The organism is Nocardioides baekrokdamisoli, from assembly GCF_003945325.1.
GTDB lineage: Bacteria > Actinomycetota > Actinomycetes > Propionibacteriales > Nocardioidaceae > Nocardioides > Nocardioides baekrokdamisoli.
In genome coordinates this window covers 2745673-2767566 of record NZ_AP019307.1, presented here as the reverse complement: position 1 = coordinate 2767566, position 21894 = coordinate 2745673, and the positions used below count along the sequence as shown (strand labels likewise).

General features: G+C 67.8%; 21 protein-coding genes. 9 read left to right on the top strand and 12 right to left on the bottom strand.

The features are described 5' to 3' along the window. Nucleotides 1–77: 77 nt before the first annotated feature. The 5 genes from KCTC_RS13555 to KCTC_RS13535 are packed head-to-tail and all read left to right on the top strand — an operon-like array spanning nt 78 to nt 5403. Nucleotides 78–1673 (top strand): FadD3 family acyl-CoA ligase, encoded by a 1596-nt coding sequence (locus KCTC_RS13555; RefSeq protein WP_125569745.1) that lies wholly within the window; start codon nt 78–80, stop codon nt 1671–1673. Beyond that, nucleotides 1666–2529 (top strand): enoyl-CoA hydratase, encoded by an 864-nt coding sequence (locus KCTC_RS13550; protein ID WP_125569744.1) that lies wholly within the window; start codon nt 1666–1668, stop codon nt 2527–2529. Before KCTC_RS13555 ends, KCTC_RS13550 begins: the two co-directional genes overlap by 8 nt. Continuing rightward, nucleotides 2526–3647: an acyl-CoA dehydrogenase family protein gene (locus KCTC_RS13545; protein ID WP_125569743.1), complete on the top strand. Its 1122-nt coding sequence runs from the start codon at nt 2526–2528 to the stop codon at nt 3645–3647. The genes KCTC_RS13550 and KCTC_RS13545 overlap by 4 nt, the downstream gene beginning before the upstream one ends. Further along, on the top strand, nt 3647–4372 hold the full coding sequence (locus KCTC_RS13540; RefSeq protein ID WP_125569742.1) for an acyl-CoA dehydrogenase family protein: 726 nt from the start codon (nt 3647–3649) through the stop codon (nt 4370–4372). The genes KCTC_RS13545 and KCTC_RS13540 overlap by 1 nt, the downstream gene beginning before the upstream one ends. Beyond that, nucleotides 4369–5403 (top strand): acyl-CoA dehydrogenase family protein, encoded by a 1035-nt coding sequence (locus tag KCTC_RS13535; RefSeq protein WP_125569741.1) that lies wholly within the window; start codon nt 4369–4371, stop codon nt 5401–5403. The genes KCTC_RS13540 and KCTC_RS13535 overlap by 4 nt, the downstream gene beginning before the upstream one ends. Here the strand turns inward: KCTC_RS13535 and KCTC_RS13530 are convergent. Genes KCTC_RS13530 through hsaA form a run of 6 tightly spaced genes read right to left on the bottom strand, consistent with a single transcriptional unit; the run spans nt 5400 to nt 11516 of the window. Continuing rightward, a complete protein-coding gene (locus tag KCTC_RS13530) occupies nt 5400–6470 on the bottom strand; it encodes a hypothetical protein (RefSeq protein ID WP_125569740.1) in 1071 nt (356 codons plus the stop codon). The genes KCTC_RS13535 and KCTC_RS13530 overlap by 4 nt on opposite strands. Next, the gene (locus KCTC_RS13525; RefSeq protein ID WP_125569739.1) at nt 6467–7924 is read right to left on the bottom strand and encodes an NAD(P)/FAD-dependent oxidoreductase; all 1458 of its coding nucleotides are present in this window, start codon (nt 7922–7924) and stop codon (nt 6467–6469) included. Before KCTC_RS13525 ends, KCTC_RS13530 begins: the two co-directional genes overlap by 4 nt. A 12-nt stretch (nt 7925–7936) precedes the next feature. Continuing rightward, nucleotides 7937–8578, bottom strand: a complete 642-nt coding sequence (locus KCTC_RS13520; protein WP_231998753.1) for a flavin reductase family protein — start codon at nt 8576–8578, stop codon at nt 7937–7939. Continuing rightward, on the bottom strand, nt 8568–9464 hold the full coding sequence (hsaC, locus tag KCTC_RS13515; protein WP_125569738.1) for an iron-dependent extradiol dioxygenase HsaC: 897 nt from the start codon (nt 9462–9464) through the stop codon (nt 8568–8570). The genes KCTC_RS13520 and hsaC overlap by 11 nt, the downstream gene beginning before the upstream one ends. Then, complete coding sequence (gene hsaD, locus KCTC_RS13510) at nt 9464–10345, bottom strand: 4,5:9,10-diseco-3-hydroxy-5,9,17-trioxoandrosta-1(10),2-diene-4-oate hydrolase (protein WP_125569737.1); 882 nt, start codon at nt 10343–10345, stop codon at nt 9464–9466. The genes hsaC and hsaD overlap by 1 nt, the downstream gene beginning before the upstream one ends. Nucleotides 10346–10349: 4 nt before the next feature. Further along, nucleotides 10350–11516: a 3-hydroxy-9,10-secoandrosta-1,3,5(10)-triene-9,17-dione monooxygenase oxygenase subunit gene (gene hsaA / locus KCTC_RS13505; RefSeq protein WP_125569736.1), complete on the bottom strand. Its 1167-nt coding sequence runs from the start codon at nt 11514–11516 to the stop codon at nt 10350–10352. Nucleotides 11517–11653: 137 nt separating this feature from the next. Between hsaA and KCTC_RS13500 the strand changes: the two genes are divergently transcribed. Next, nucleotides 11654–12604 carry an alpha/beta fold hydrolase gene (locus KCTC_RS13500; protein ID WP_164512599.1) on the top strand — a complete coding sequence of 317 codons (951 nt, stop codon included), beginning with the start codon at nt 11654–11656 and terminating at the stop codon, nt 12602–12604. A gap of 3 nt (nt 12605–12607) precedes the next feature. Here the strand turns inward: KCTC_RS13500 and KCTC_RS13495 are convergent, their stop codons facing one another. The 4 genes from KCTC_RS13495 to KCTC_RS13480 all read right to left on the bottom strand — a co-directional run bounded on the left by KCTC_RS13495 (nt 12608) and on the right by KCTC_RS13480 (nt 16308). Beyond that, entirely contained in the window at nt 12608–13390 is a 783-nt protein-coding gene (locus tag KCTC_RS13495) for an SDR family NAD(P)-dependent oxidoreductase (RefSeq protein ID WP_125569734.1), read from the bottom strand. 100 nt (nt 13391–13490) lie between these two features. Beyond that, the gene (dmpG, locus tag KCTC_RS13490; protein WP_231998752.1) at nt 13491–14594 is read right to left on the bottom strand and encodes a 4-hydroxy-2-oxovalerate aldolase; all 1104 of its coding nucleotides are present in this window, start codon (nt 14592–14594) and stop codon (nt 13491–13493) included. After that, complete coding sequence (locus tag KCTC_RS13485; RefSeq protein ID WP_197715201.1) at nt 14591–15496, bottom strand: acetaldehyde dehydrogenase (acetylating); 906 nt, start codon at nt 15494–15496, stop codon at nt 14591–14593. The genes dmpG and KCTC_RS13485 overlap by 4 nt, the downstream gene beginning before the upstream one ends. Before the next feature lie 8 nt (nt 15497–15504). After that, nucleotides 15505–16308, bottom strand: a complete 804-nt coding sequence (locus tag KCTC_RS13480; RefSeq protein ID WP_197715200.1) for a 2-keto-4-pentenoate hydratase — start codon at nt 16306–16308, stop codon at nt 15505–15507. Nucleotides 16309–16361: 53 nt separating this feature from the next. On the opposite strand from KCTC_RS13480, the gene kstD reads away from it, so the two are divergent. Both kstD and KCTC_RS13470 read left to right on the top strand, forming a co-directional pair. Then, on the top strand, nt 16362–18053 hold the full coding sequence (gene kstD, locus KCTC_RS13475; RefSeq protein ID WP_125569733.1) for a 3-oxosteroid 1-dehydrogenase: 1692 nt from the start codon (nt 16362–16364) through the stop codon (nt 18051–18053). Then, on the top strand, nt 18053–18919 hold the full coding sequence (locus KCTC_RS13470; RefSeq protein ID WP_125569732.1) for a MaoC/PaaZ C-terminal domain-containing protein: 867 nt from the start codon (nt 18053–18055) through the stop codon (nt 18917–18919). Before kstD ends, KCTC_RS13470 begins: the two co-directional genes overlap by 1 nt. A 180-nt stretch (nt 18920–19099) precedes the next feature. Here KCTC_RS13470 and KCTC_RS13465 read toward each other — a convergent pair whose 3' ends face one another. Further along, entirely contained in the window at nt 19100–20182 is a 1083-nt protein-coding gene (locus KCTC_RS13465) for an NAD(P)H-dependent amine dehydrogenase family protein (RefSeq protein WP_197715199.1), read from the bottom strand. Further along, a complete protein-coding gene (locus KCTC_RS13460; RefSeq protein ID WP_125569731.1) occupies nt 20179–20979 on the bottom strand; it encodes an SDR family oxidoreductase in 801 nt (266 codons plus the stop codon). Before KCTC_RS13460 ends, KCTC_RS13465 begins: the two co-directional genes overlap by 4 nt. 55 nt (nt 20980–21034) lie before the next feature. Here KCTC_RS13460 and KCTC_RS13455 point away from each other — a divergent pair, with 55 nt between their 5' ends. Then, nucleotides 21035–21877 carry an LLM class F420-dependent oxidoreductase gene (locus KCTC_RS13455; RefSeq protein ID WP_125569730.1) on the top strand — a complete coding sequence of 281 codons (843 nt, stop codon included), beginning with the start codon at nt 21035–21037 and terminating at the stop codon, nt 21875–21877. Nucleotides 21878–21894 lie beyond the last annotated feature (17 nt).

Here is a 21894-nt window from a genome sequence, read left to right as displayed (position 1 = left end):
GCCAGCGTGCGGTTAAAGTAGCCTACCAAGCAACTGTTTGGTTGGCCTAGCGCCTGCGGATGGCCTGAAGGAGCGAGATGAGCCCGATCTCCGGCACTGCGTCCGGCACCCTGCCCGGCACGTTGCCCGGCGTGCTGCGCCGCGCCGCGCGGGAGTTCGGCGACCGCACCGCACTGGTTGAGGGCGACGTCACCCTCACCTTCTCGCAGCTGCACGCGCTCGTCCAGGACACCGCGCGGGGCTATCTGGCCCTCGGTCTCCAGCCCGGTGGCCGCGTCGCCGTGTGGGGTCCCAACAAGATCAGCTGGGTGATTGCCGCCCTGGCAGCCACGTACGCGGGTGGCCAACTGGTCCCCCTCAACAGCAGATACACCGCCCATGAGGCTTCCGACCTGATCGAGCGGACCGCCGCGCAGATCGTGGTGGTCGACGACGGCTTCCTCGGACGTACCCTCTCCGCCGAGTTGCGAGAGGTCTCCGCCCTCGCGTCGGTGGCAGCTGTCCTGACCTTCGAGCAGATCGCCTCGTGCGCACCAGCGGGGGCTGGAGCGCACGCTGATGCGCACGAGATGGCCGAGGTCGAGGCGCGGGCCGACGCCGTCCGACCCGACGACATCGCCGACATCCTGTTCACCTCCGGCACCACCGGCCGATCCAAAGGCGTCGAGACCGCACACCGGCAGACCATCGCCGCAGCCGAGGTCTGGAGTGCGATCGGTCAGGTCACGGCCGAGGACCGCTACCTCGTGGTCAGCCCGTTCTTCCACTCCTACGGTTACAAGGTCGGGCTGATCGTCGGTCTCCTCCGCGGCTGCGCGATCCATCCCGCTGCCACATTCGAACCCGGCGAACTCCTCGCGCTGATCGCGCGCGAACGGATCACGGTGCTCCCCGGCGCTCCGGCGATCTTCCAGGGCCTGCTCGACCACCCGGACTTCACCTCGACGGACACTTCGAGCCTGCGTTTCGCCAACACCGGCGCAGCGAGCGTGCCGGTTGCGTTGGTCGAGCGACTGCAGACCGACCTCTCGTTCGAGATGGTCATCACAGCGTTCGGCATGACGGAGTGCTGCGTGGCCACCATGTGCCGCCCGGGTGATGCCAACGAGTTGATCGCGACCAGTTGCGGTCGAGCGGTGGACGGCCTGGAGATGCGGATCGTCGACCACGAAACCGGAGTCGTCCTCGTCGCCGGCGAGGAGGGCGAAGTGCAGTTGCGCGGTCCGATGGTGATGCGCGGCTACCTAGACGACCCCGAGGCCACGGCTGAGGCGATCGACCCGGACGGCTGGCTGCGTACCGGCGACGTCGGCGTGGTGGACGCCGACGGATACCTGCGGATCACCGACCGCCTCAAGGACATGTACATCTGCGGCGGTTTCAACGTCTATCCGGCGGAGATCGAGCAGATCCTGGCCCGCCACGCCGGGATCGCGGACGTGGCCGTCATCGGCGTACCAGATGAGCGTCTCGGTGAGATCGGCAAGGCCTTCGTCGTACGCCGCCCCGTCGCCGATCCCGACGCCCTGCTCGATCAGGCCGCAGTGATCGCGTACGCCCGCGAACACCTCGCCAACTTCAAGGCGCCGCGTACGGTCGCCTTTGTCGACGCTCTCCCCCGCAACCTCGCGGGCAAGGTACTCAAGAACGAACTGAGGAGCTCGGATGACTGAGCACAGCACAGAGGCAGTGACCTACGAGGTCACGGGCAGCATCGCCCGGATCCGCCTCAACCGACCCGAGTACCGCAACGCGCAGAACTCGGTGATGACGTACGCCCTGGACGCCGCGCTCCAGCGCGCCACCGACGACGACGACGTCAAGGTGATCGTGCTGTCGGGCAACGGCGACCACTTCTGCGCCGGTCACGACATCGGTACGCCCGGGCGCGACGTTGACGTCGAGTACGAGCGCAAGGCCGTCATCCACTGGACCCACGTCGACAAGGAGGGCGGCGACCTGCGCTGGGCCCGCGAGTCCGAGGTCTACATGGGCATGTGCCGACGCTGGCGCGAAGTCCCGAAGCCCGTCATCGCGATGGTGCACGGCGCCTGCATCGCGGGCGGTCTCATGCTCGCTTGGTCGTGCGACTTCATCATCGCCTCCGACGACGCGTTCTTCTCCGACCCGGTCGTCCGGATGGGGATCCCGGGTGTCGAATACTTCGCCCACCCGTGGGTGATGAACCCGCGTGCCGCGAAGGAGTTCCTCTTCACCGGCGACAGGTTCAGCGCGACCCGTGCGCTGGAGTTGGGCATGGTCAACCAGGTCGTGCCCCGAGCCGACCTCGAGTCGACGGTCGTGGCGATGGCCGAACGGATCTCCGCGATGCCGCGCTTCGGACTCGCGCTCACCAAGAAGGCCGTCAACCAGGCCGAGGACCTGCAGGGGCTGCGCGCCGGCATGGATTCGGTCTTCGGGCTGCACCACTTCGCGCACGCGCACAACGCGGAGACCTCGACGGACTCGCTCGGCGGACTCGACGCGAAGTCGATGGCTGCGCGGAACAAGGAGCAGGCCGGCTCGTGAACCTCGATCTCTCCGAATCCGAACTCGCCTTCCAGGCCGAGGCCCGCGCCTGGCTCGAGGCGAACGTACCCACCGAACCGCTGCCGTCGATGGACTCCGCAGAAGGTTTCCTCGCCCACCAGGAGTGGGAGGCCAAGCTCTCCGCGGCACGCTGGTCAGTGGTGTCGTGGCCGGAGGAGTACGGCGGCCGTGGCGCCTCACTCGTGGAGTGGGTGATCTTCGAGGAGGAGTACTACCGCGCAGGCGCCCCGGGACGGGTCTCCCAGAACGGGATCTTCCTGCTCGCGCCGATCATCTTCGACCACGGTACGGCCGAACAGCAGGCTCGCTTCCTCCCCTCGATGGCCACCGGTGAGCGCATCTGGGCTCAGGCCTGGTCCGAGCCGGAGGCCGGTTCCGACCTGGCGTCGCTGCGGTCGACGGCCACCCGGGTCGAGGGTGGCTGGCACCTCAACGGACAGAAGACCTGGTCCTCGCGCGCCGCGTACGCACACTGGGGTTTCGGCCTGTTCCGCTCGGACCCGACGGCCGCACGCCACGCCGGCCTGACCTATTTCCTGTTCCCGCTGGATGCCGACGGCGTGACCGTACGTCCGATCCCACAACTCGACAGGGAACCCGGCTTCGCAGAGATCTTCTTCGACGACGTGTTCGTCCCGGACTCGGACGTACTCGGTGCGCCCGGCGACGGGTGGCGGGTGGCGATGTCGACGGCCGGCAACGAGCGCGGCCTGTCGCTGCGCTCCCCCGGACGCTTCTGCGCGGCTGCCGACCGACTCGTGGACCTGTACGCCACGGCCCCGGAGCCTGCCTTCGCGAACGCCGTCGTGGACGCCTGGATCGGCGCCGAGGCGTACCGGCTCTACACCTGGGGCACCGTCACCCGACTGGCGGGCGGCGGCGACATGGGTGCCGCCGGATCGGTCAACAAGGTGTGGTGGTCCGAGCTCGACATCGCGCTGCACGAGACCGCGCTCGAGTTGGCACCGGACGACCGGCGGTGGCGCGACGGGTATCTGTTCTCCCTCGCCGGCCCCATCTACGCCGGGACCAACGAGATCCAACGCAACATCGTCGCCGAGCGGATCCTCGGCCTGCCGAGGGAGGCGAAGGGCTGATGGAGTTCATCCTGACCGAGGAGCAGCAGGCATTCGCCGACTCGCTCGACCGCCTGCTCGTGACCAGTGACACGCCCGCCGTCAACCGTGCGGCGGCAGGCGGCGACAGCACAGCCGCTGACACCTTGTGGGCTCGGTTGGAACAGCAAGGCGTCGGCGATCCGGACCTCGGTCCGGTCGAGGTCGCCGCGGTCTTCGAAGTGCTGGGGCGGCACGCCGTACCGGTGCCGTCTGCGCATTTCGACGCGACCGACCTCGGCGTACTCGCGAACGCCGCGTACCTGCTCGGCGCCGGAGAGCGACTGCTGGCCGACTCCGTCACCTACGTGAAGCAGCGCCGCCAGTTCGGTCGTGAGATCGGCTCCTACCAGGCGATCAAGCACCAACTGGCCGACGTGCGGATCGCCCTGGACTTCGCTCGGCCGCTGGTGTTCGGCGCGGCTTGCGCGCCCGGTGAACAAGCCGTCTCAGCGGCCAAGGTCGGGGCGTACGACGCCGCGTACCGGGCGTCCCGCGCCGCCCTGCAGGTCCACGGCGCCATCGGCTACACGCTCGAGTGCGACATCTCGATCTGGATGCAACGCGTCCTCGATCTGAAGCACCTCGGCGGCTCTCCACAGTGGCACCGCGAGCGGATCCTCGCCTCTCTCCTGGCCCGCCGAAACCCGACATCCGCCACGCCGAAACCCGACACCCGGCACGCCGAAACCCGGATTCCGTCATGACACGCACTCCCGAGCAGGAGGAGCTGGCCGCGACCGTACGCAGCCTGCTCGCGAAGCGCTCCGACAGCGCCGCCGTCCGGGTGGCGATGGAGTCACCGGTCGGCCATGACGCGTCACTCTGGCAGTTGCTCTGCGAGCAGGTCGGCGTCGCGGCACTCCCGATCCCGGAGGAGGCGGGCGGTGCTGGCTTCTCACTCGCCGAGGCGCTCGTCGTCGCCGAGGAGATCGGGTACGCCCTCGCGCCACTCCCGCTGGTGTCGTCGCTGATCGCCTCGGCTGCCCTGATCACGACGCCCGGCACCGAGTCGTTGCTCGAACGGATCGCCGGCGGCGAAGTGGCCACTCTGGCATCGGCCACCACGACCTCGGCGTCGACCGACGTCGACGAGCCACTGACCTACGTCGACGGTCGGGTCTCCGGCACGATCGAGTACGTCCTCGACGGCGACATCGCCACGGTCCTCATCGCCGCTGCGCGCACCGGAGATGGCGTCGCCCTCGTGTCTGTCGACCCGGCAGACGTCGCTCGTACGCAGACCCCGGCGATGGATCCCACGCTCCGTCTGGCCAACCTCACATTCGACGACGCCCCCGCAACGCTCGTCGTCGACGACGCGTCAGAAGCACTCTCACGTGCCCACGACGCCGGCTGTCTGACCGTCGCCGCTCTGCAGGTAGGAGCGGCTCGGCGCGGACTCGACATGACCGTCGCGTACGCCAAGGAGCGCGTCCAGTTCGGTCGCCCCATCGGATCGTTCCAGGCGCTCAAGCACCGGATGGCCGACATGCTCGTACGCGTCGAGATGGCTCGATCGGCAGTCGACGCCGCGACGACGGATCCGACGATGATCCATTCCGCAGCGGCGTACTGCTCGGACGCCCTGAGCCACATCGGCGCCGAGACGATTCAGCTTCATGGCGGCATTGGCATCACCTGGGAGCACGACGCTCATCTGGTGTTCAAGCGAGCCCACGCACTGGGGCAACTGTTCGGCCAGCCCCACGAGCACCGCGCGCTGATCAGCCTCTAGGCAGACGCCTGAGTCCGACCGGCCCGGAACACGGCTGCGACCAGCACGGTCGCCGCCGCGAAGCACGCCAGGACGTACGGACCGCTGCCGATGGGTGTCCCGCCACTCGTCAGCCCGTGCACGGCACCGAAGTACGCCGGCAGGGCGCCGACCCAGAGCACGGCCAGCACCACCAGGTACGCAGCCGGGTAGGCCCGGGCGAACCGTGCGTCCACCTCGCCAGCGGGACGCCTGACGGCCTTGAACAACACCCACACGCCGACAATCCAGATGAGTCCGAGCTCGATCCCGAGAGCCCACGCCTGCCCTTCGACATGGCCACGGAAGGCCCCTGACGGGATGCCGGCCAGCGCCATCGACGGTGGGGCCAGAACGCCGGCGAGAAGGATCCGCCACGTCAACGACCAACCACGGCGACCCGCCGTCAGGCGCACCACCAGATAGGTCAGTACGCCGAAGGACGCCGACGCGAACAACACCATGCTGTTGAGCGGGACCGACGCCATCATCGGGTGATTGACCTCGACGTTGCCGTCATTCCAGGCCCACCACTTCAGCTGCGGCCCGAGCTGGTCGAAGATCTCGTAGAACACCTGGCACACGAACGCGACCGCGACGGATCCGGCCAGAGGGCCGCGTCGGAAGACGCCGAGCACGCGCACCAGTTCGTACGCCAACTGAGCCAGCGCCGGGTAGAAGGCGACGATGTAGAGCGGCAGTCGATCCCACATGAACTGCACGGTGAAGAGGTTGTGGGCGAAGATGAAGCCGAAGCGATGGTCCAGACCGAACCACTCGGGGAAGTAGAGCGGCGGCTCGGTCACCATCAGATAGACCAGCGGCGCGAACCAGAGCGCGAGGTTGACCGGATCGCCCTGGCGATAGCGGCGTATCGCATGCACCAGCGCGAAGACCGCCCCGGCGATGATCAACAACTCGAGGATCGGCATCGTCCAGTTGGTCAGCGCGAACGGGTTGCGGACCGACACGACCGAACTCACGTGGTGACAGTCGAAGCCCAGATGAGCCGTGACCTGCTGGGCGGCCGGATCGCAGGTGGCGCTCACGAGGCCAGCCCGGGCGTCCAGTTGGTGCCCGGCGGCTCGGCCTGCCCGTCGAAGCCGTACGGGATCCGCTCGCGGCGGAACCACGCCCTCAGCTTGTAGCGCGCGAACCCGAACAGCACCCTCGGGTTGAGCATCATCGCGACGATCGACTCGTCCATGTTGAAGACGCGGGCGAAGTGCTCATCGATGACCGCATCCTCACGGGCTGCGCCAGTGATCAGGTTGAACATCGGCCAGGTCATTGCAGCCAGGATGCGGCGTACCCAGGCCGGTGCCACTTCGGTGCCGGTGGCGCACTCGTACCCGCGGTCGCGAGCCATCGCCATCCCCCACGGCACCTGGAACTCCTTGGCCTGCCGCTTGAGGAAGTCGGCGAAGAAACGCTCGTCCAGGGCGGATGCCGCGTCCAACCGCTCACGGAGCAGCCGTGCCGAGATCGCGGCCGAACTCATCCCCTGCCCGTAGAACGGGTTGAAGGCACAGATCGAGTCGCCGACGAAGACGACCCCGAGAGGCGCCTTCGGCAGCCGGTCGTACCGGCGCCACTTGTTGCCCGTCGAGCGCGTCAGGTGCACCTCAGAGGTGGGTTCCGAGGCCGTCATCGCGGCCTTGAACTGCGGCGTCCGCAGTCGGTCGGCGGACGCCTCGAATTCCTCAGTCGTCTTCGGCATCGGCAGGCCCCAGGACCCGAAGCACGCGATGCTCCGGTTGCCCTCGATCGGGAAGAAGTTGACCAGGTAGTCGTGCTCGTCCGGATGATCGTCCTTCTCCTGCGAGGGCATGAGCACCATGTGCTGCCACCACCAGGAGGCGGACCGTGTCTTCGGGTCGGGGATGTCGTACCAGCGCGACACGTAGGTGACCTTGGCGTCCAGTGTCTTGACCGGAGGCTCGGCCCCGCCAGCAGCCACCAGCCAGTCGGAGACAGACGATCCACGTCCCAGCGCATCCACGACGAGGTCGGCCTCAAGTCGTTCCTCCCCGGAGGCGCCTGCGAACCGCACACCGACGACGCGACCGTCCTTGGTCTCGATGCCCGTGACCGTGACCCCTTCGCGGAAGACCACGCCGGGGAGAGCGCGTACGCGATCACGCAGCACACGCTCGATCAGCAGGCGTGATCCGTACACCATGGTGAGCGCGCCCTGCTTGCGCGGCGCCCAACCCGGGCCCTCGAGGTAGGCGGTGTCCATCGACGCGGTCAACGGCATCCCGCCGGCCGCGATCAGATCGTCTTCATACCCCGGGAAGAGCGCATTGATCGCACGGCGTCCCGAGTTCAGCAGGAAATGCGGATGCTTGCTCTGCGGCACGCCCCGCCGGTGCTGCGCCTCTGCAGGCAGTTCGTCTCGCTCGAGGATGATGACTTCGTCGACGTACGGAGCGACCGCGCCGGCGGCACTCAGCCCGGCCATGCTTCCGCCGAGAATGACAGCCCGCTTGCCCAGTTTCATCGAGAACCCCTGCTAGTCGGTGGTGCGGTACGCGCCGCGGTAGAACAGCAACGGCGGCTGGTCACTGTCGACCGAGAGGTCCTGGACCTTGCCGATGACCACGTAGTGATCGCCGACCTCGTAGGCCGCGTGCACGGTGCAGTCGATGTGCCCGAGTACGCCCGGCAGCACCGGTGCGCCGGTGACTCCGGGAGTCCAGTCGACTCCTGCGAACTTGTCGGCGTCGCGGGTGGCGAAGGTGTTCGAGACCTGCTGCTGGTCGGCGGCGAGGAAGTTCACGGTGAAGTGCCCCGCTCGCTGCATCTTCGGCCACGCCCTGGAGGTCTTCGCCGGGATGAACATCACCATCGGCGGGTGCAACGACACGCTCGCGAACGACTGGCAGGTCATGCCCACCGGCTCATCGTCGGAGACCGAGGTGATCACGGTGACCCCGGACGCGAAGTGCGAGAGCGTGTCCCGGAACTGCCGCGCGGCCGCAACCGCCTCCGGGTCATCGGTCGGAAAGGCCGTGGCCTCCCCCGGCCACAGCCCCTCGTCGAACGACCCGAGGAACGAGTCGATCAACTCCCGAGGCGGCCACTGCGCTGCCGCATCGGGGTTCATCCCCTCGGGGATGTCCGCGCTGTGGGTCGACATCGTGTCAGTGCCCACCGAAGACGTGTCCCCAGTACGACACGGCGGTCGACTCGCGCGCGACCCACCGGTTCTCGTCCACCTGCAGGCCCTCGCAGCCGAATTCGATGTCGAACCCGGCCGGCGACTTCACGTAGAAGGAGACCATCTCGTCGTTCATGTGACGACCGAGCGTGGCCGACAACGGCGCCTTGTACTTGCGTACGCGCTCCAGCGCGCGACCGACGTCGTCGAGCTTGTCGACCTCGAGCATGATGTGGACGCACTTGCTGGCGTTGGGCATCGGCAGGAACGCGAGGCTGTGGTGGCGCGGGTTGACCCCGAGGAACCGCAGCCAGATCTTCGACCCGGCCGGCTTCCCGACGAACTCGCCGGGCATCGACATCGAGTCGCGCAGCGCGAATCCGAGGACGTCGCGGTAGAAACGCAGAGCCTCCACGTCGTCGCTCACCGGCACGACGATGTGGCCCATCCCCTGGATCCCGGTGACGAACTTCGCCGCGTACGGGGTGACCACCGGGCGCGATTCGTAGGTGATGCCGTGGAACAACTCGAAGACGTTGTCGAACGGGTCGCGGAAGCGTACGAGCTCCTGCACGCGACGCTCAGCCAGCTCCTCGGCCGTGCCCTCCTCGAAGGCGACGCCGGCCTTGCTGAGGTGCTCACGGGCGTCCTGCAGCGCGGCGTGGTCGGCCAGCTCCCACCCAGTGGCCGACAACTCGTCCACGTCGGAGGGGAACACGATCAGACGGGCGGAGACCTCGTCGATCCGGTAGTAGAGGTTGCCCTCGGTCGGACCACGTCCGGCGGCCAGCCCCAGGACCTTCTCCGCGAACAGCTGCCAGGCAGCCAGGTCCGTCGAGGCCACGCGTACGTAGCCCATGGACTTGATGTCGATGACCATCAGCGCTCCTTGTGGGCGAGGAGGAAGGTGGTGCAGACCTGGGCGAACTCCTCGGCCGCCTCGATCTGTGCCCAGTGGCCGCAGTTGGGGAACACATGCAACTGCGCCCGCGGGATCTGCTTGAGAGCGACCAGGGCCCCGTCGAGCGGGTTGACGCGATCCTCGCGACCCCAGGTGAGCAGGGTTGGCTTGCGAATCGCGTGGACCTCGCGCCAGAGCATGCCGTCCTCGGCCCACTCCGGGTTCCAGAACGATGCGCCCATCGACCGCATCGCTTCCATCGAACCGGGAGCGGTCGCATCGGCGAAGCGCTCCTCGATCAGTTCGTCAGTGACCAGCGACTGGTTGACCACCATGCTGGAGATGAACGCCCGGAGCCGCTCACGGGTCGGGTCCATGCTGAACTCCATGAGGCGCTGAACGCCCTCGGTGGGGTCGGCGTGGAACAGATTGAGCGACAGGCCACCCGGGCCCATCAGTACCAACCGGCCGACCCGGTCCGGGTACGACAGCGCGAACCGGGTGGCGGTGCCGCCGCCGAGCGAGTTGCCGAGCAGGTGAACCTTCTCGATCTGCAACTCGTCGAGCAGCTTGACGAGGTAGTCCGCCGAGTGGCGGAAGTAGTTGGCACCCACAGTCGGCTTGTCGGACTGCCCGAAGCCCGGCTGGTCGACCAGCAGGGTGCGGAAGTTGGTCGCGAAGCGCGGCAGCGCGGAGCCGAAGTTGCTCCACGCCGAGGCGCCGGGCCCGCCGCCGTGCAGCAGCACGAACGGGAGCCGATCGCCCTGCTCGCCCGCTTCGTAGTAGTTCAGCGTGATGTCCCCGGCCTTCGCCGACCGGCGTACGTCTTCCTTCGCGAACACTGTGCCTTCCAATGACATGGGGTCAGTACATCCCGGGGTCGACCTTGTGGCCGAACTCCGAGGCGCCGTACATCTGCAGCGCGCGCTCGGGGTCGTTGGCAGCGTGGACACGGCCGGCGTGGGCGTCGCGCCAGGCCCGCTGGAGGTACGTACCCTCCGCCAGCGCGCGGCCGCCGGAGGCCTCGAACAGGGCGTCGATCGCGTCGATCGAACGCTGGGTGCCCACGACCTGGTCGCGACGGACCTTCAGCCGCAGCGAGAGCGGGATCTTCTCGCCCTTGGCGACCAGGGCCTGCTCCTCGCGGATGTTGTTGACCAGCAGCGCCCAGGCGGCGTCGATGTCCGAGGACGCCCGCGCGATGCGTACCGCCGCGAACGGGTCCAGCGACGCCTTCTCACCGAGATAGGCAGCGCGTACGCGCTTCTGCTGCATGTCGACGTGCTCGGCGTACGCGCCGTACGCCATGCCGACGATCGGGGTCGTGATCGTGCTGGTGAAGAGCGAGTGGAACGGCAGCTTGTAGAGGTCGGAGGTGTTGACTTCCTGGCCGGGGCCGTAGCAACGACCGGTGTCCGACATCGACAACGTGAAGGCCTCCGGCACGAAGACGTCGTTGACGACGATGTCGTTCGAGCCGGTGCCACGCAGGCCGACGACGTTCCAGACGTCGAGGATCTCGTAGTCCGAGCGCGGGATCATGAACGTCTTGAAGTCGACGATCTGACCCTCGGCGTTGAAGACCAGGCCACCGAGCAGCACCCACTGCGCGTGGTCCGAACCGGATGAGAAGCTCCACTTGCCAGACAGTGTGTAGCCACCGTCGGCCACGATCGCCTTGCCGGTCGGCGCGTACGAGGACGACAGCCGGGCGGAGGTGTCCGCACCCCAGACTGCCTCCTGCGCGTCCTTGGCGAAGAGCGCCACCTGCCAGGGGTGCACGCCGAGCACGCTGGAGACCCAGCCGGTCGACCCGCAGGCACCGGCGATCTCGCGCACGGCGGTGTAGAAGTCGATCGGGTCGGCCTCGAAGCCGTCGTAGAGCTTCGGCTGCAGCAGACGGAAGAATCCGGTCGACTCGAGGTCCTTGATGGACGCCTCAGGGATGACGCGCAGTCGCTCCGCCTCGTCCGCACGCTCGCGGATGGTCGGGAGCAGGTCGCGTACGCCGTCGAGAACTTCGTGGGACATTCGGCTTCTCCTGGTAGGTGTTACCGCAATACTAGAACAGGTTCTAGTTTCGGTCCAGCAATAGGCTGCGCGACATGCAGGTGCCGCGCTGGATCCGTCGCTCTCGCGACACCTCATCTCGGAAGGAGCAGCGAACGGTGGGACAACGCATCCGGATCTGGCTTCGGCGGATCGGCCGCGTAGTGATCGTCCTGATCCTGACGGTCACCGCCGCGTCGTTCGTCTACAACCGGATGACGGTGCCGCCGAACGAGATCGAACCCGGCTTCGGCAGTTACGTACGCGTCGGGGACGCCTCGGTGCACTATCAGCACTGGGGTACGCACGGCTCGCCGATCGTGCTCGTACCCGGCGCCTTCGAATCGTCGATCGTGTGGCAGAACGTCGGACCGCTCCTGGCGAGGAACCATCGCGTCTACGCCCTCGACATGTCCTGGTACGGATACACCCGCGACATCAGCCCGATCACGCTCACCGGTCAGGCCGAACTCCTCGACGGCTTCATCGGCGCGCTGCACCTCCCCAGGCCACTCCTCGTCGGCCATTCGATGGGAGCCGCGGTGACCGCCAGGCTGGCGCTCGACCATCGGCAGGCAGTGAGCGGCGTCGTCTTTGCTGACGGAGACGCTCGCCCGATCCCGATCGGCAACGACGCCGTTCGATGGGTGTTGCACGCGTTCGCCAGCGCCACGCCCTACCTGACGTCGGTGACACGCATCATGGCGCGGTGGCCGTCCGGCGCCGAGTCGATGATCAGATCCGTGTGCGGCAACCCTTGCCCGGGACTGACGCCGGCTCTGGCGAAGCAATGGGTGCGACCTCTCGGTCAACGATCCGCGGTCGACGCGCTGCACAGCTGGTTCGGCGGGGACAGCTACGGCCTCACCACCGACGAGATCTCCTCGATCGCGGTGCCGACCGAGATCATCTGGGGCGACGGCGATCAGGAAGGCGGAACCCTCCAGGGAGCCATCGCGAACCTCGGGCATCCGCCGGTGTACATCATCAAGGACGCAGGGCACTTGTCGATGCTGGCGAATCCGGCGATGTTCGCCTCTGCTGTGGAGGCAGCTGCGCGGACTCGGTGAGCGTCAGCCGAGCGTCTTCTTGAGCAACCGGTCGACCACGGAGGTCGGCAGGCGATGCATGAGAGTTCGTGCAGGGTCGGGCTTCACCGAGTAGCGAGCCTTCGGTTTGGCAGCGGTTGCGGCCTGCCAGATGACCTCGGCCAGGACAGCCGGATCATGCGCCTTCGCCTGCTCGCCCGCCGCCATCCGGCCGACCTTGCGAGCCAGCCGCTCGAACGGCGAACCCGGCACGGTCGCGGCCTGGAACGCCGCCTCGATCCCGCCGGTCATCGCGGTCCGGAACGGACCGGGTTGGATCACGACGACATCGACCCCGACAAACATGAGTTCACGTCGCAGTGCATCCGAGTACGCCTCGATCGCATGCTTGCTGGTCGCATACGGGCCGTTCATCGGCAACGCGCGCTGCCACCCGGTCTCCGAGGAGATGTTGATGATCCGACCACCGGAGGCATGCACCAGCCCGAAGAACGCCCGGTTGACGCGGTGCGTCCCGACGACATTGATGTCGAGTACGCGGCCGAACCGCTCGGCGGGAATGTCCATCAACGGGCCGATGCCCAGGACGCCCGCGAAGTTGATCACACAGTCCAACGCGGGGACCGAGGCGACCGCAGCCGCGACGCTTTCGTCCGAGGTGACGTCGAGGACCAGCGGGACGACACGGGCGCGAACAGTCGGCTCCACGACGTCCGCCGCGTACACGGTCCATCCGCGGTCGGCGAAGAGCTCGACCACGGCCGCGCCCAGACCGCCGGCGGCGCCGGTGACCAGGACCGCACTCACGCGGTGTCACCTCCGTCAGGCATTGGCCGGCCAGCCTTCGGCTGGCTGCATTCCCTCGCTCGGCACAAGCGAGCGCGAGCGCTCGCTTGACCTCGCTCAGTCACGCATCCTGCTTCGCCTTCAGCATCAGCGCGATGTCGATCAGCTGGTCCTCCTGGCCGCCGATCAGCTTGCGCGCACCGGCCTCGAGCAGGATCTGGGCGCCGCTGACGCCGTAACGATCCGCCGCGTTGCCCGCGTGCTTGAGGAACGAGGAGTAGACCCCGGCGTACCCCATCATCAGCGTCATCCGGTTGAGCGTGCACTCCTCCGGCATGACCGGGCGTACGACATCCTCGGCCGCATCGACGATCTGCAGGAAGTCGACACCGGTCGACCAGCCGAGCTTGTCGGAGACACCGATGAACGCCTCGAGCGGGGTGTTGCCCGCACCTGCGCCGAAGCGACGCACGGACCCGTCGATCTGGGTCGCGCCGGCACGCGCGGCAACGACGGTGTTGGCGACACCGAGGCCGAGGTTCTCGTGGCCGTGGAAGCCGACGGTGGCCTCACCATCGATCTCGGCGAGTACGGCCGAGACCCGGTCGCCGACGCCCTCCATGATCAGGGCACCGGCCGAGTCGACGACGTAGACGCACTGGCAGCCCGCGTCGACCATGATCCGGGCCTGCTTGGCCAGCGTCTCCGGCGACTGGGTGTGGCTCATCATCAGGAAGCCGACAGTCTCCAGACCGAGCTCGCGGGCGAGCTTGAAGTGCTGGCGCGAGGTGTCCGCCTCGGTGCAGTGGGTCGCGATGCGGCAGATCTGACCACCGTTGTCCTGCGCCGCACGGATGTCGTCCTTCGTGCCGACGCCCGGGAGCATCAGGAACGCGATCTTGGCGCGCTTCGCCGTCTCGGCGGCGAGCTTGATCAACTCCTGCTCCGGCGTCTTGGAGAAGCCGTAGTTGAAGCTCGAGCCGCCCAGGCCGTCACCGTGGGTGACCTCGATGACGGGGATGCCGGACGCATCCAGAGCGCCGACGATGTCGCGCACCTCCTGGGGCACGAACTGGTGCCGCTTGTGGTGCGAGCCATCTCGCAGACAGGTGTCGGTCAGCCGCAGGTCCAGGCCGGTGGTCTGCTCGGTCCGCTGGTTGTCAGCGGCGACGTCGGCCCAGCGGCGGGCGAGGACGTTGGTCTCGGTGGTGGTGACGTTGCTCATCGCGAGGCTCCCATCAGGATCGAACGGGCGATGTCTTCGCCGACCTTGGTGGCGGCGGCGGTCATGATGTCGAGGTTGCCGGCGTACGGCGGGAGGTAGTCCCCCGCGCCCTCGACCTCGACGAAGATGCTCACCTTGGTGTGGCCGCGGGTGGCCTCGGAGGCATCGTCGAACTGCGGCTCCTGGAGGAGCCGGTAGCCCGGCACGTACTGCTGGACAGCCCGCTCCATGTCATGGACCGACTGGGCGATCGCGTCGCGATCGGCGTCCGGGGAGACGGCGCAGAAGATCGTGTCACGCATGATCATCGGCGGCTCGGCCGGGTTGAGGATGATGATCGCCTTACCGTCGACCGCTCCGCCGATCTCGCGGACACCGCGACTGGTCGTCCGGGTGAACTCGTCGATGTTGGCGCGGGTGCCGGGGCCGGCACTGGCACTGGAGACCGAGGCGACGATCTCCGCGTACGGGACCGGCGCCACCCGGGAGACTGCGTAGACCATCGGGATGGTGGCCTGGCCACCACACGTGATCATGTTGACGTTGTCGGCGTCCAGGTGGGCCTGGCCGTTGACCGGCGGGATGACCGCCGGGCCGACTGCCGCCGGGGTCAGGTCGATCGCCCGGATGCCCGCCTCGCGGTAGCGCGGTGCGTACTCGCGGTGCACGTACGCCGACGTGGCCTCGAAGATCATGTCGGGCAGTTCGTCCTGCTTCAGGAGCCAGTCGACACCTTCATGGGTGGAGATCAGGCCCTGGTCGGCAGCGAGCTTCAGCCCCTCGCTGGCGGGGTCGACGCCGATCATCCAGCGCGGCTCGATGACGTCGCTGCGCAGGAGTTTGTAGAGCAGGTCGGTACCGATGTTCCCCGGTCCGACGATGGCGGCAGTTGCTTTACCCATGATCACCCTCAGTCAGTGAAGTTCAGTCGTACGGTGCCGAGTCCGTCGAACTCGGCTTCGAAGTTGTCACCCGGGCGGGCGTCGATGGCGCGGTGCACGCTGCCCGGGAGGATCACGTGGCCGGCCTCCAGCGTCACGCCGAAGGACGCGACCTTGCGGGCAAGCCACGCGACCGCGGTGACCGGGTTGCCGAGCACGGCGTCCGAGCGGCCTTCGGCGACCTGCTCGCCGTTGCAGCGCAGCCGGGCCTCGATCGTCCGCAGGTCGATGTCGCTCGGCCGCACGCGCTCGGGGCCGAGGATGTAACCGGCGCTCGAGGCGTTGTCGGCGATGGTGTCGCCGATCTTGATGTTCCAGTTCTGGATCCGGGAGTCGATGAGCTCGATCGACGGTGCCACCCATTCGGTCGCCCGCAACACGTCGGCCTCGGTGCACCCCTCGCCCGGCAGGGTCTCGCCGAGAATGAACGCGACCTCCACCTCGACACGCGGCATGCAGTACGCGCCAGCGCTGATCGGCGTGCCCTCGAGGCACTCCATGTCCGACAGCAGGTGGCCGTAGTCCGGCTCGTCGACGTTCATCATCTGCTGCATCGCCAGCGACGACAGGCCCACCTTGTGACCCTTGATCGTCGCGCCGGCGGCGAGGCGCCGGCGGATGTTGAGCAGTTGGATCTCGTACGCGTCGACCACGTCCAGCGCCGGCCAGGTTTCGCGCAGCGGCGCGATGGCCGTACGCGTGGCTTCAGCGTCGGCGAGAGCGCGGGCGACCTCCCTGCGGACTTCGTCAGTGAGCACGGTTTGAGCAGGCATGGCGCAATACTAGAACGTGTTACAGTTTTTGCGTAGCCCGACCCGGAGGATCAATGGAACCCACGCCCCTGGACCGCACTGTTGACGTCGTCGTGGTTGGCGCTGGAGGCGCCGGCCTGACCGCCGCCCTCGCCGCCGCAGACCGCGGTCTCTCCACTGTCGTGCTGGAGAAGAGTGAGTCGTTCGGCGGCTCGACCGCCCGCTCCGGCGGCGGAGTCTGGATCCCCGGCAACTACGCCCTGCGCGACGCCGGTCAGGTCGCCGCGGACGACGCCGACCAGTCCAAACTCTACCTCGACTCGATTGTCGGCGACGGCTCCACCAAGATCCGCCGCGACACCTTCATCGACCGCGGTCCCGAGGTCATGGACTTCGTACGCGCCAAGACGCCGGTGCGGTTCAAGTGGGTGCCGCAGTACTCCGACTACCTTCCCGAGCAGCCGGGTGGCCGCTCCGACGGACGCTCCGTCGAGCCGGTCCCGATGGACGGCCGGATCATCGGCGACGAGCTGGACCGACTGCACGCCCCGTACACGAAGGCGCCCGCGAACCTGATCGTCACCCAGGCCGACTTCCGCAAGATCAGCCTTGGACTGCGTACGATCCGCGGGCCGCTGACGATGTTCAAGGTGCTGTTCAACCGCGTCGTCGCCCAGCTCCTCGGCCGACGGATGTACGCGATGGGCATGGCACTCGTGATCGGGCTCCGCAAGGGCCTGCTGGACGCCGGTGTTCCGGTCGAGTACGGCGCCGACCTCGCAGGACTGCTGATCGAGGACGGTCGGGTCGCCGGCGTACGCGTCACCCGGACGGCATCGGACGGCACCGTCACCGAGGAGATCTGGCGAGCCCGCCGCGGTGTCATCCTCGGCAGCGGCGGATTCGAGAAGAACGCCGAGCTGCGCGAGAAGTACCTGCCCGCACCGACCGACCCCGCATGGAGCACCGCCTCGGCGAACAACACCGGTGCCGGCATCGAGAGCGGCATCGCCGTCGGTGCCGAAGTAGCACTGATGGACGACGCCTGGTGGGGTCCGACGATCCCGCTCCCCCGCGGCCCGTGGTTCTGCCTCGCGGAGCGCAACCTCCCCGGCTCCATCATCGTCAACAGCGCCGGTCAGCGATTCATGAACGAGGCACTCCCCTACGTTGAGGCCACCCACGAGATCTACAAGGGTGAGGCCACCGGCATCTCCCACGTACCCGCCTGGATGATCATCGACCAGCGCTACCGCAACCGGTATCTGTTCGCCGGCCTCACCGCACGGATGCCGTTCCCGGGTCACTGGCTCAAGCACGGCGTGGTCAAGAAGGCTGGCACCATTGAGTCGCTGGCTCAGCAACTCGACATGCCGACCGAAGCGCTGGCCGCCACGCTGACCCGCTTCAACGGATTCGCCGAGAGCGGCGTCGACGAGGACTTCCACCGCGGCGAGAGCGCCTACGACCGCTACTACGCCGACCCGACGGTGGGCCCGAACCCGTCCCTGCACCGGATCGACCAGGCGCCGTTCTACGCCGTCAAGATCGTGCCCGGCGACCTCGGCACCAAGGGCGGCCTCGTCACCGACGAGCGCGCCCGCGTCCTGCGCGCCGATGGTTCGGTCATCCCCGGCCTGTACGCGGCCGGCAACTGCTCCGCGGCCGTCATGGGCAACACGTACGCCGGGCCCGGCGCGACGATTGGTCCCGCCATGGTGTTCGGGTACCTGGCCGCAGAAGACATCGCCTCGGAGGGCAACTGATGCCGATCGACCCGTCCGTCGCCATCGGCGCTGAGCTCGAACCGCTGAGCTTCTCCTGGACGTCCTCGGACGTGCTGCTCTACCACCTCGGCCTCGGCGCATCCTCGCGCCCGGGTGATCAGGTGGATCCGGCATCGTTGCGTTACACGCTGGACGATGCGGCCCTCCAGGTGTTGCCGTCGTTCGGTGTGGTCGTCCCGACGTTCCACATGACCGACCCGCCACCGCTGGACCTCCCCGGGTGCGACATCAACCTCGCCCAGGTCGTCCACGGCGCCCAGGAAGTCACCGTCTCCGGCCCGATCCCGACGTCGGGCACCGCCACCCTGACCCGTCGCATCACCGATGTCTGGGACAAGGGCAGTGCCGCGATCATCTGGCAGGAGGGCGTGGCCCGGTCCGAGGCCGGCACCGAGCTGTGGCGCGTACGCTCCTCGATCTTCGTCAAGGGCGAAGGCGGATGGGGCGGCTCGCGCGGCGAGTCGACCGCGGTGGCCCTGCCGGACCGCGCTGCTGACGCTGCCGTCACCTACTCGGTCGCGCCGAACCAGGCACTGCTCTACCGCCTCTGCGGCGACCGCAACCCGCTGCATGCCGACCCTGCGTTCGCCAAGGGAGCAGGATTCCCGGCGCCGATCCTGCACGGACTCTGCACGTACGGAATCGTCCTGCGCGAACTCACCGACGCGCTCCTGGACGGCGACGCGTCGCGGGTACGCGGCTTCGCCGGACGCTTCACCGGCGTGGTCCTCCCCGGGGAGACGTTGTCGATCAACGGGTGGCTCGAGGACGGCCGGATCGTGGCCTCGGCCACTGTCGGAGACGGTCGCCCCGCACTCTCGGACATCGTCCTGACCCTCGCCTGAGGGAAACGAAACGAGGGAGTGCTGCCGATGGCAGCACTCCCTCGTTTCGTGTTGCGTACCCACGGATACACCGAAGTCCGGCGACGGACCTCCCGCACACGGAGCGCGGCCCCGGCACACCGACTTCGGTGTATCACCGGGTACGCGGCTCCGCGCTGAGGCCTCCGAGCCGGACGTCGCTCAGCGGGTGACCAGACCCCTGCCGGAAACCGTCGGGAGATCGAGCGCCGTCAGCAGACCGGGCTTCGCCCCCACGACCGCATGCGCGCTGTTCACCAGACGCATCGCGGTGACGATCATGCCGCTCACGTTGTGGTCACCGTGCTCACCGTGATGGGTGAACTCCATCCGCATCATCGGCTCGCCAGTGAACTCCACGCGGTAGCAGCCATCCCCCGAGGCCGGAGTCGGCCATTCGGGGCACTGATCGGGGTGCGTACGCGTGACGTGGTCGAGCACGATCCGCGGGGTGCCGTTGACGGTGCCGATCACTTGGAAACGGACAGCGGCCATGGTCCCGGCCGCGATTTCGACGCTGACCGTCGAGAGATCCGCATCCGCGGCGACCCGCTCCACCTTCTCGATGAGGTCGGCATCGAGTTCGACGTCCAGCCCGGCTGCGAGCTGGCGTACGACCGGGCCCCAGGCCGTGGTCAGGATGCCCGGCTGCCACAGCATGGCCGGGTAGTCCATCGGCTTGCCGAAGCCGTAGATGTCGCCCATCACCACGGGTTGGTAGTACGTCGCGTAGTCCGCGATCTCGCTGACCCGGACCTCGTCGATCCGCAATGCCAGGCTCGAGGTCGCCAGAGGGAGGACGTCGTTCGCCCAGCCGGGGTCGATGCCGTTCACGTGCAGGCTCGCACCGGTGGCAGCACCGGCGGCATTGATGCGGTCGACGTACGCGTCCAGCCCGAGGCCGTTCGGGTAGCAGAGCAGCACCGGGCCACTCGAGACCACGTTGATGCCTTGCTCGAGGAACTCAATGAGATCCTCCATCGCATCGAAGAGACGGTCATCGGTCATCGCGCTGTGCACGATGCAGTCGGGCTTCAGCGCGTACAACGCCTGCTTGTCGTTGGTGGCGGCGACGCCGAGGTCGCGGTGGAGCTCGGCGAGTCGACCGGCGTCGATCCCGACCTTGTCGGGGTTGCTGACCCAGAGTCCAACGAGCTCCAGATCCGGCCGGGCGTCGATGCCCGCGATGACGTGCTTGCCGACCGTTCCAGTCGACCAGGCGACCACGCGCAGCGGCGCGCTCACAGGGCAGCCTTGAGGTCGGGCAGGTTGAGATCCAGGTTCGGCTCCTGGAGTCCGCCGTCGACCTCGAGCACCTTCCCGGTCAGGAACGACCCGGCCGGGCTGGCCAGGTAAAGCACGGCAGCTGCGATGTCGTCGGTGGTGCCGATCCGGCCGAGCGGCGTACCTGCCTCCATCGCCGCCTTCGTGTTCTCGTCCTGGGTCACAAAGTCGAGCGCGCTCGTCTGCACCGAGCCGACCGCGATCGCGTTGACGCGGATCGAGGGGCTGAGATCACGTGCAGCGAGGCGGGTGTAGTGCGCCAGCGCGCCCTTGGCGGTGCCGTACGCCAGGTAGCCGCGGCCGGCGAGTCGGCCGACGGCGGAGGTGATGTTGATGACCGAGCCGCCGCCTGCCTCAAGCATGTGCGGTACGGCAGCGCGGGTGAGTGCGTGTGCGGTCGAGACGTTGAAGTGGAACGCCTCCTCGAGATAGGCGGCGTCGGTGTCCAGCAACGTGTTCGGGATCGTGCCGCCGACGTTGTTGACGACCACGTCGAGTCGCCCGAACTCCGTACGCGCGATATCGGCGAGCGAGGCTGCCGCATCGAGGTCGGAGAGATCCGCCTTGACGATGATCGCACGGCGACCGAGCGCCTCGATCTGATCGGCCACGACCTGCAGCTGGGAGCCGTGTCGGGCCGAGATGACCACGTCGGCGCCGGCCTGGGCCAGACCGATGGCGGAGGCCGCACCGATGCCGCGTCCTGCGCCGGTCACGACCGCTGCCCGACCATCCAACTTAAAGAGATTCAGGATCATTCCAAAAATGTAACACGTTCTAGTTTTCTGGCGCCATGACTTCTAAGGTGGGTCCATGCGCCACGGAATCGTGCTTTTCACCTCTGACCGAGGGATCCGTCCCGCCGCTCTCGCGATCGCCGCTGAGGAGCGAGGATTCGACACGATCTACGTGCCGGAGCACACCCACATCCCGGTTCGCCGCGACGCTCTGCACCCCTCCGGGTCCAAGGAACTGCCCGACGATCGATACCTGCGCACGCTGGACCCGTGGGTGTCGTTGGCGACCTGTGCGGCGGTGACATCGCGGATCGGGCTCTCGACTGCCGTGGCCCTGCCGGTGGAGTCGGACCCGATCACGCTGGCAAAGTCGCTGGCGACACTCGACCACCTGTCCGACGGGCGCCTGAGCATCGGTGTCGGGTTCGGCTGGAACACCGACGAACTCGCCGACCACCACGTGCCGGCTGATCGTCGTCGGACCGTCCTGCGCGAATACCTCGAGGCGATGCGGGCGCTGTGGTCGGAGGAGGAGGCGTCGTACGACGGCGAGTTCGTGTCGTTCGGGCCGAGTTGGGCGTACCCCAAGCCGGCGCGCGGCCGGATCCCCGTCGTGGTCGGAGCCGGCGGCGGTCCGCAGACGATGCGCTGGATCGCCCAGCACGCCGACGGCTGGATGACAACGCCGCGCGAGGTCGAGATCGCCGACCGCGCCGCGCTGCTGCGACGTGAATGGGTCGACGCGGGACGTGACGGCGAGCCAGAGGTCAGGATCCTCGTCTACAAGCGACCCACCGAGGAGGAGTACGCGGACTGGGAGCGCGCCGAGGCCCACGAGCTCATCTGGGGTGTGCCCGACGCCGAGCCCGACGACGTCCTGCGCTACCTCGACAAGCTCGCCGCGCGCGTCCGAGCCTGACGCCAAACCGTGAAAGT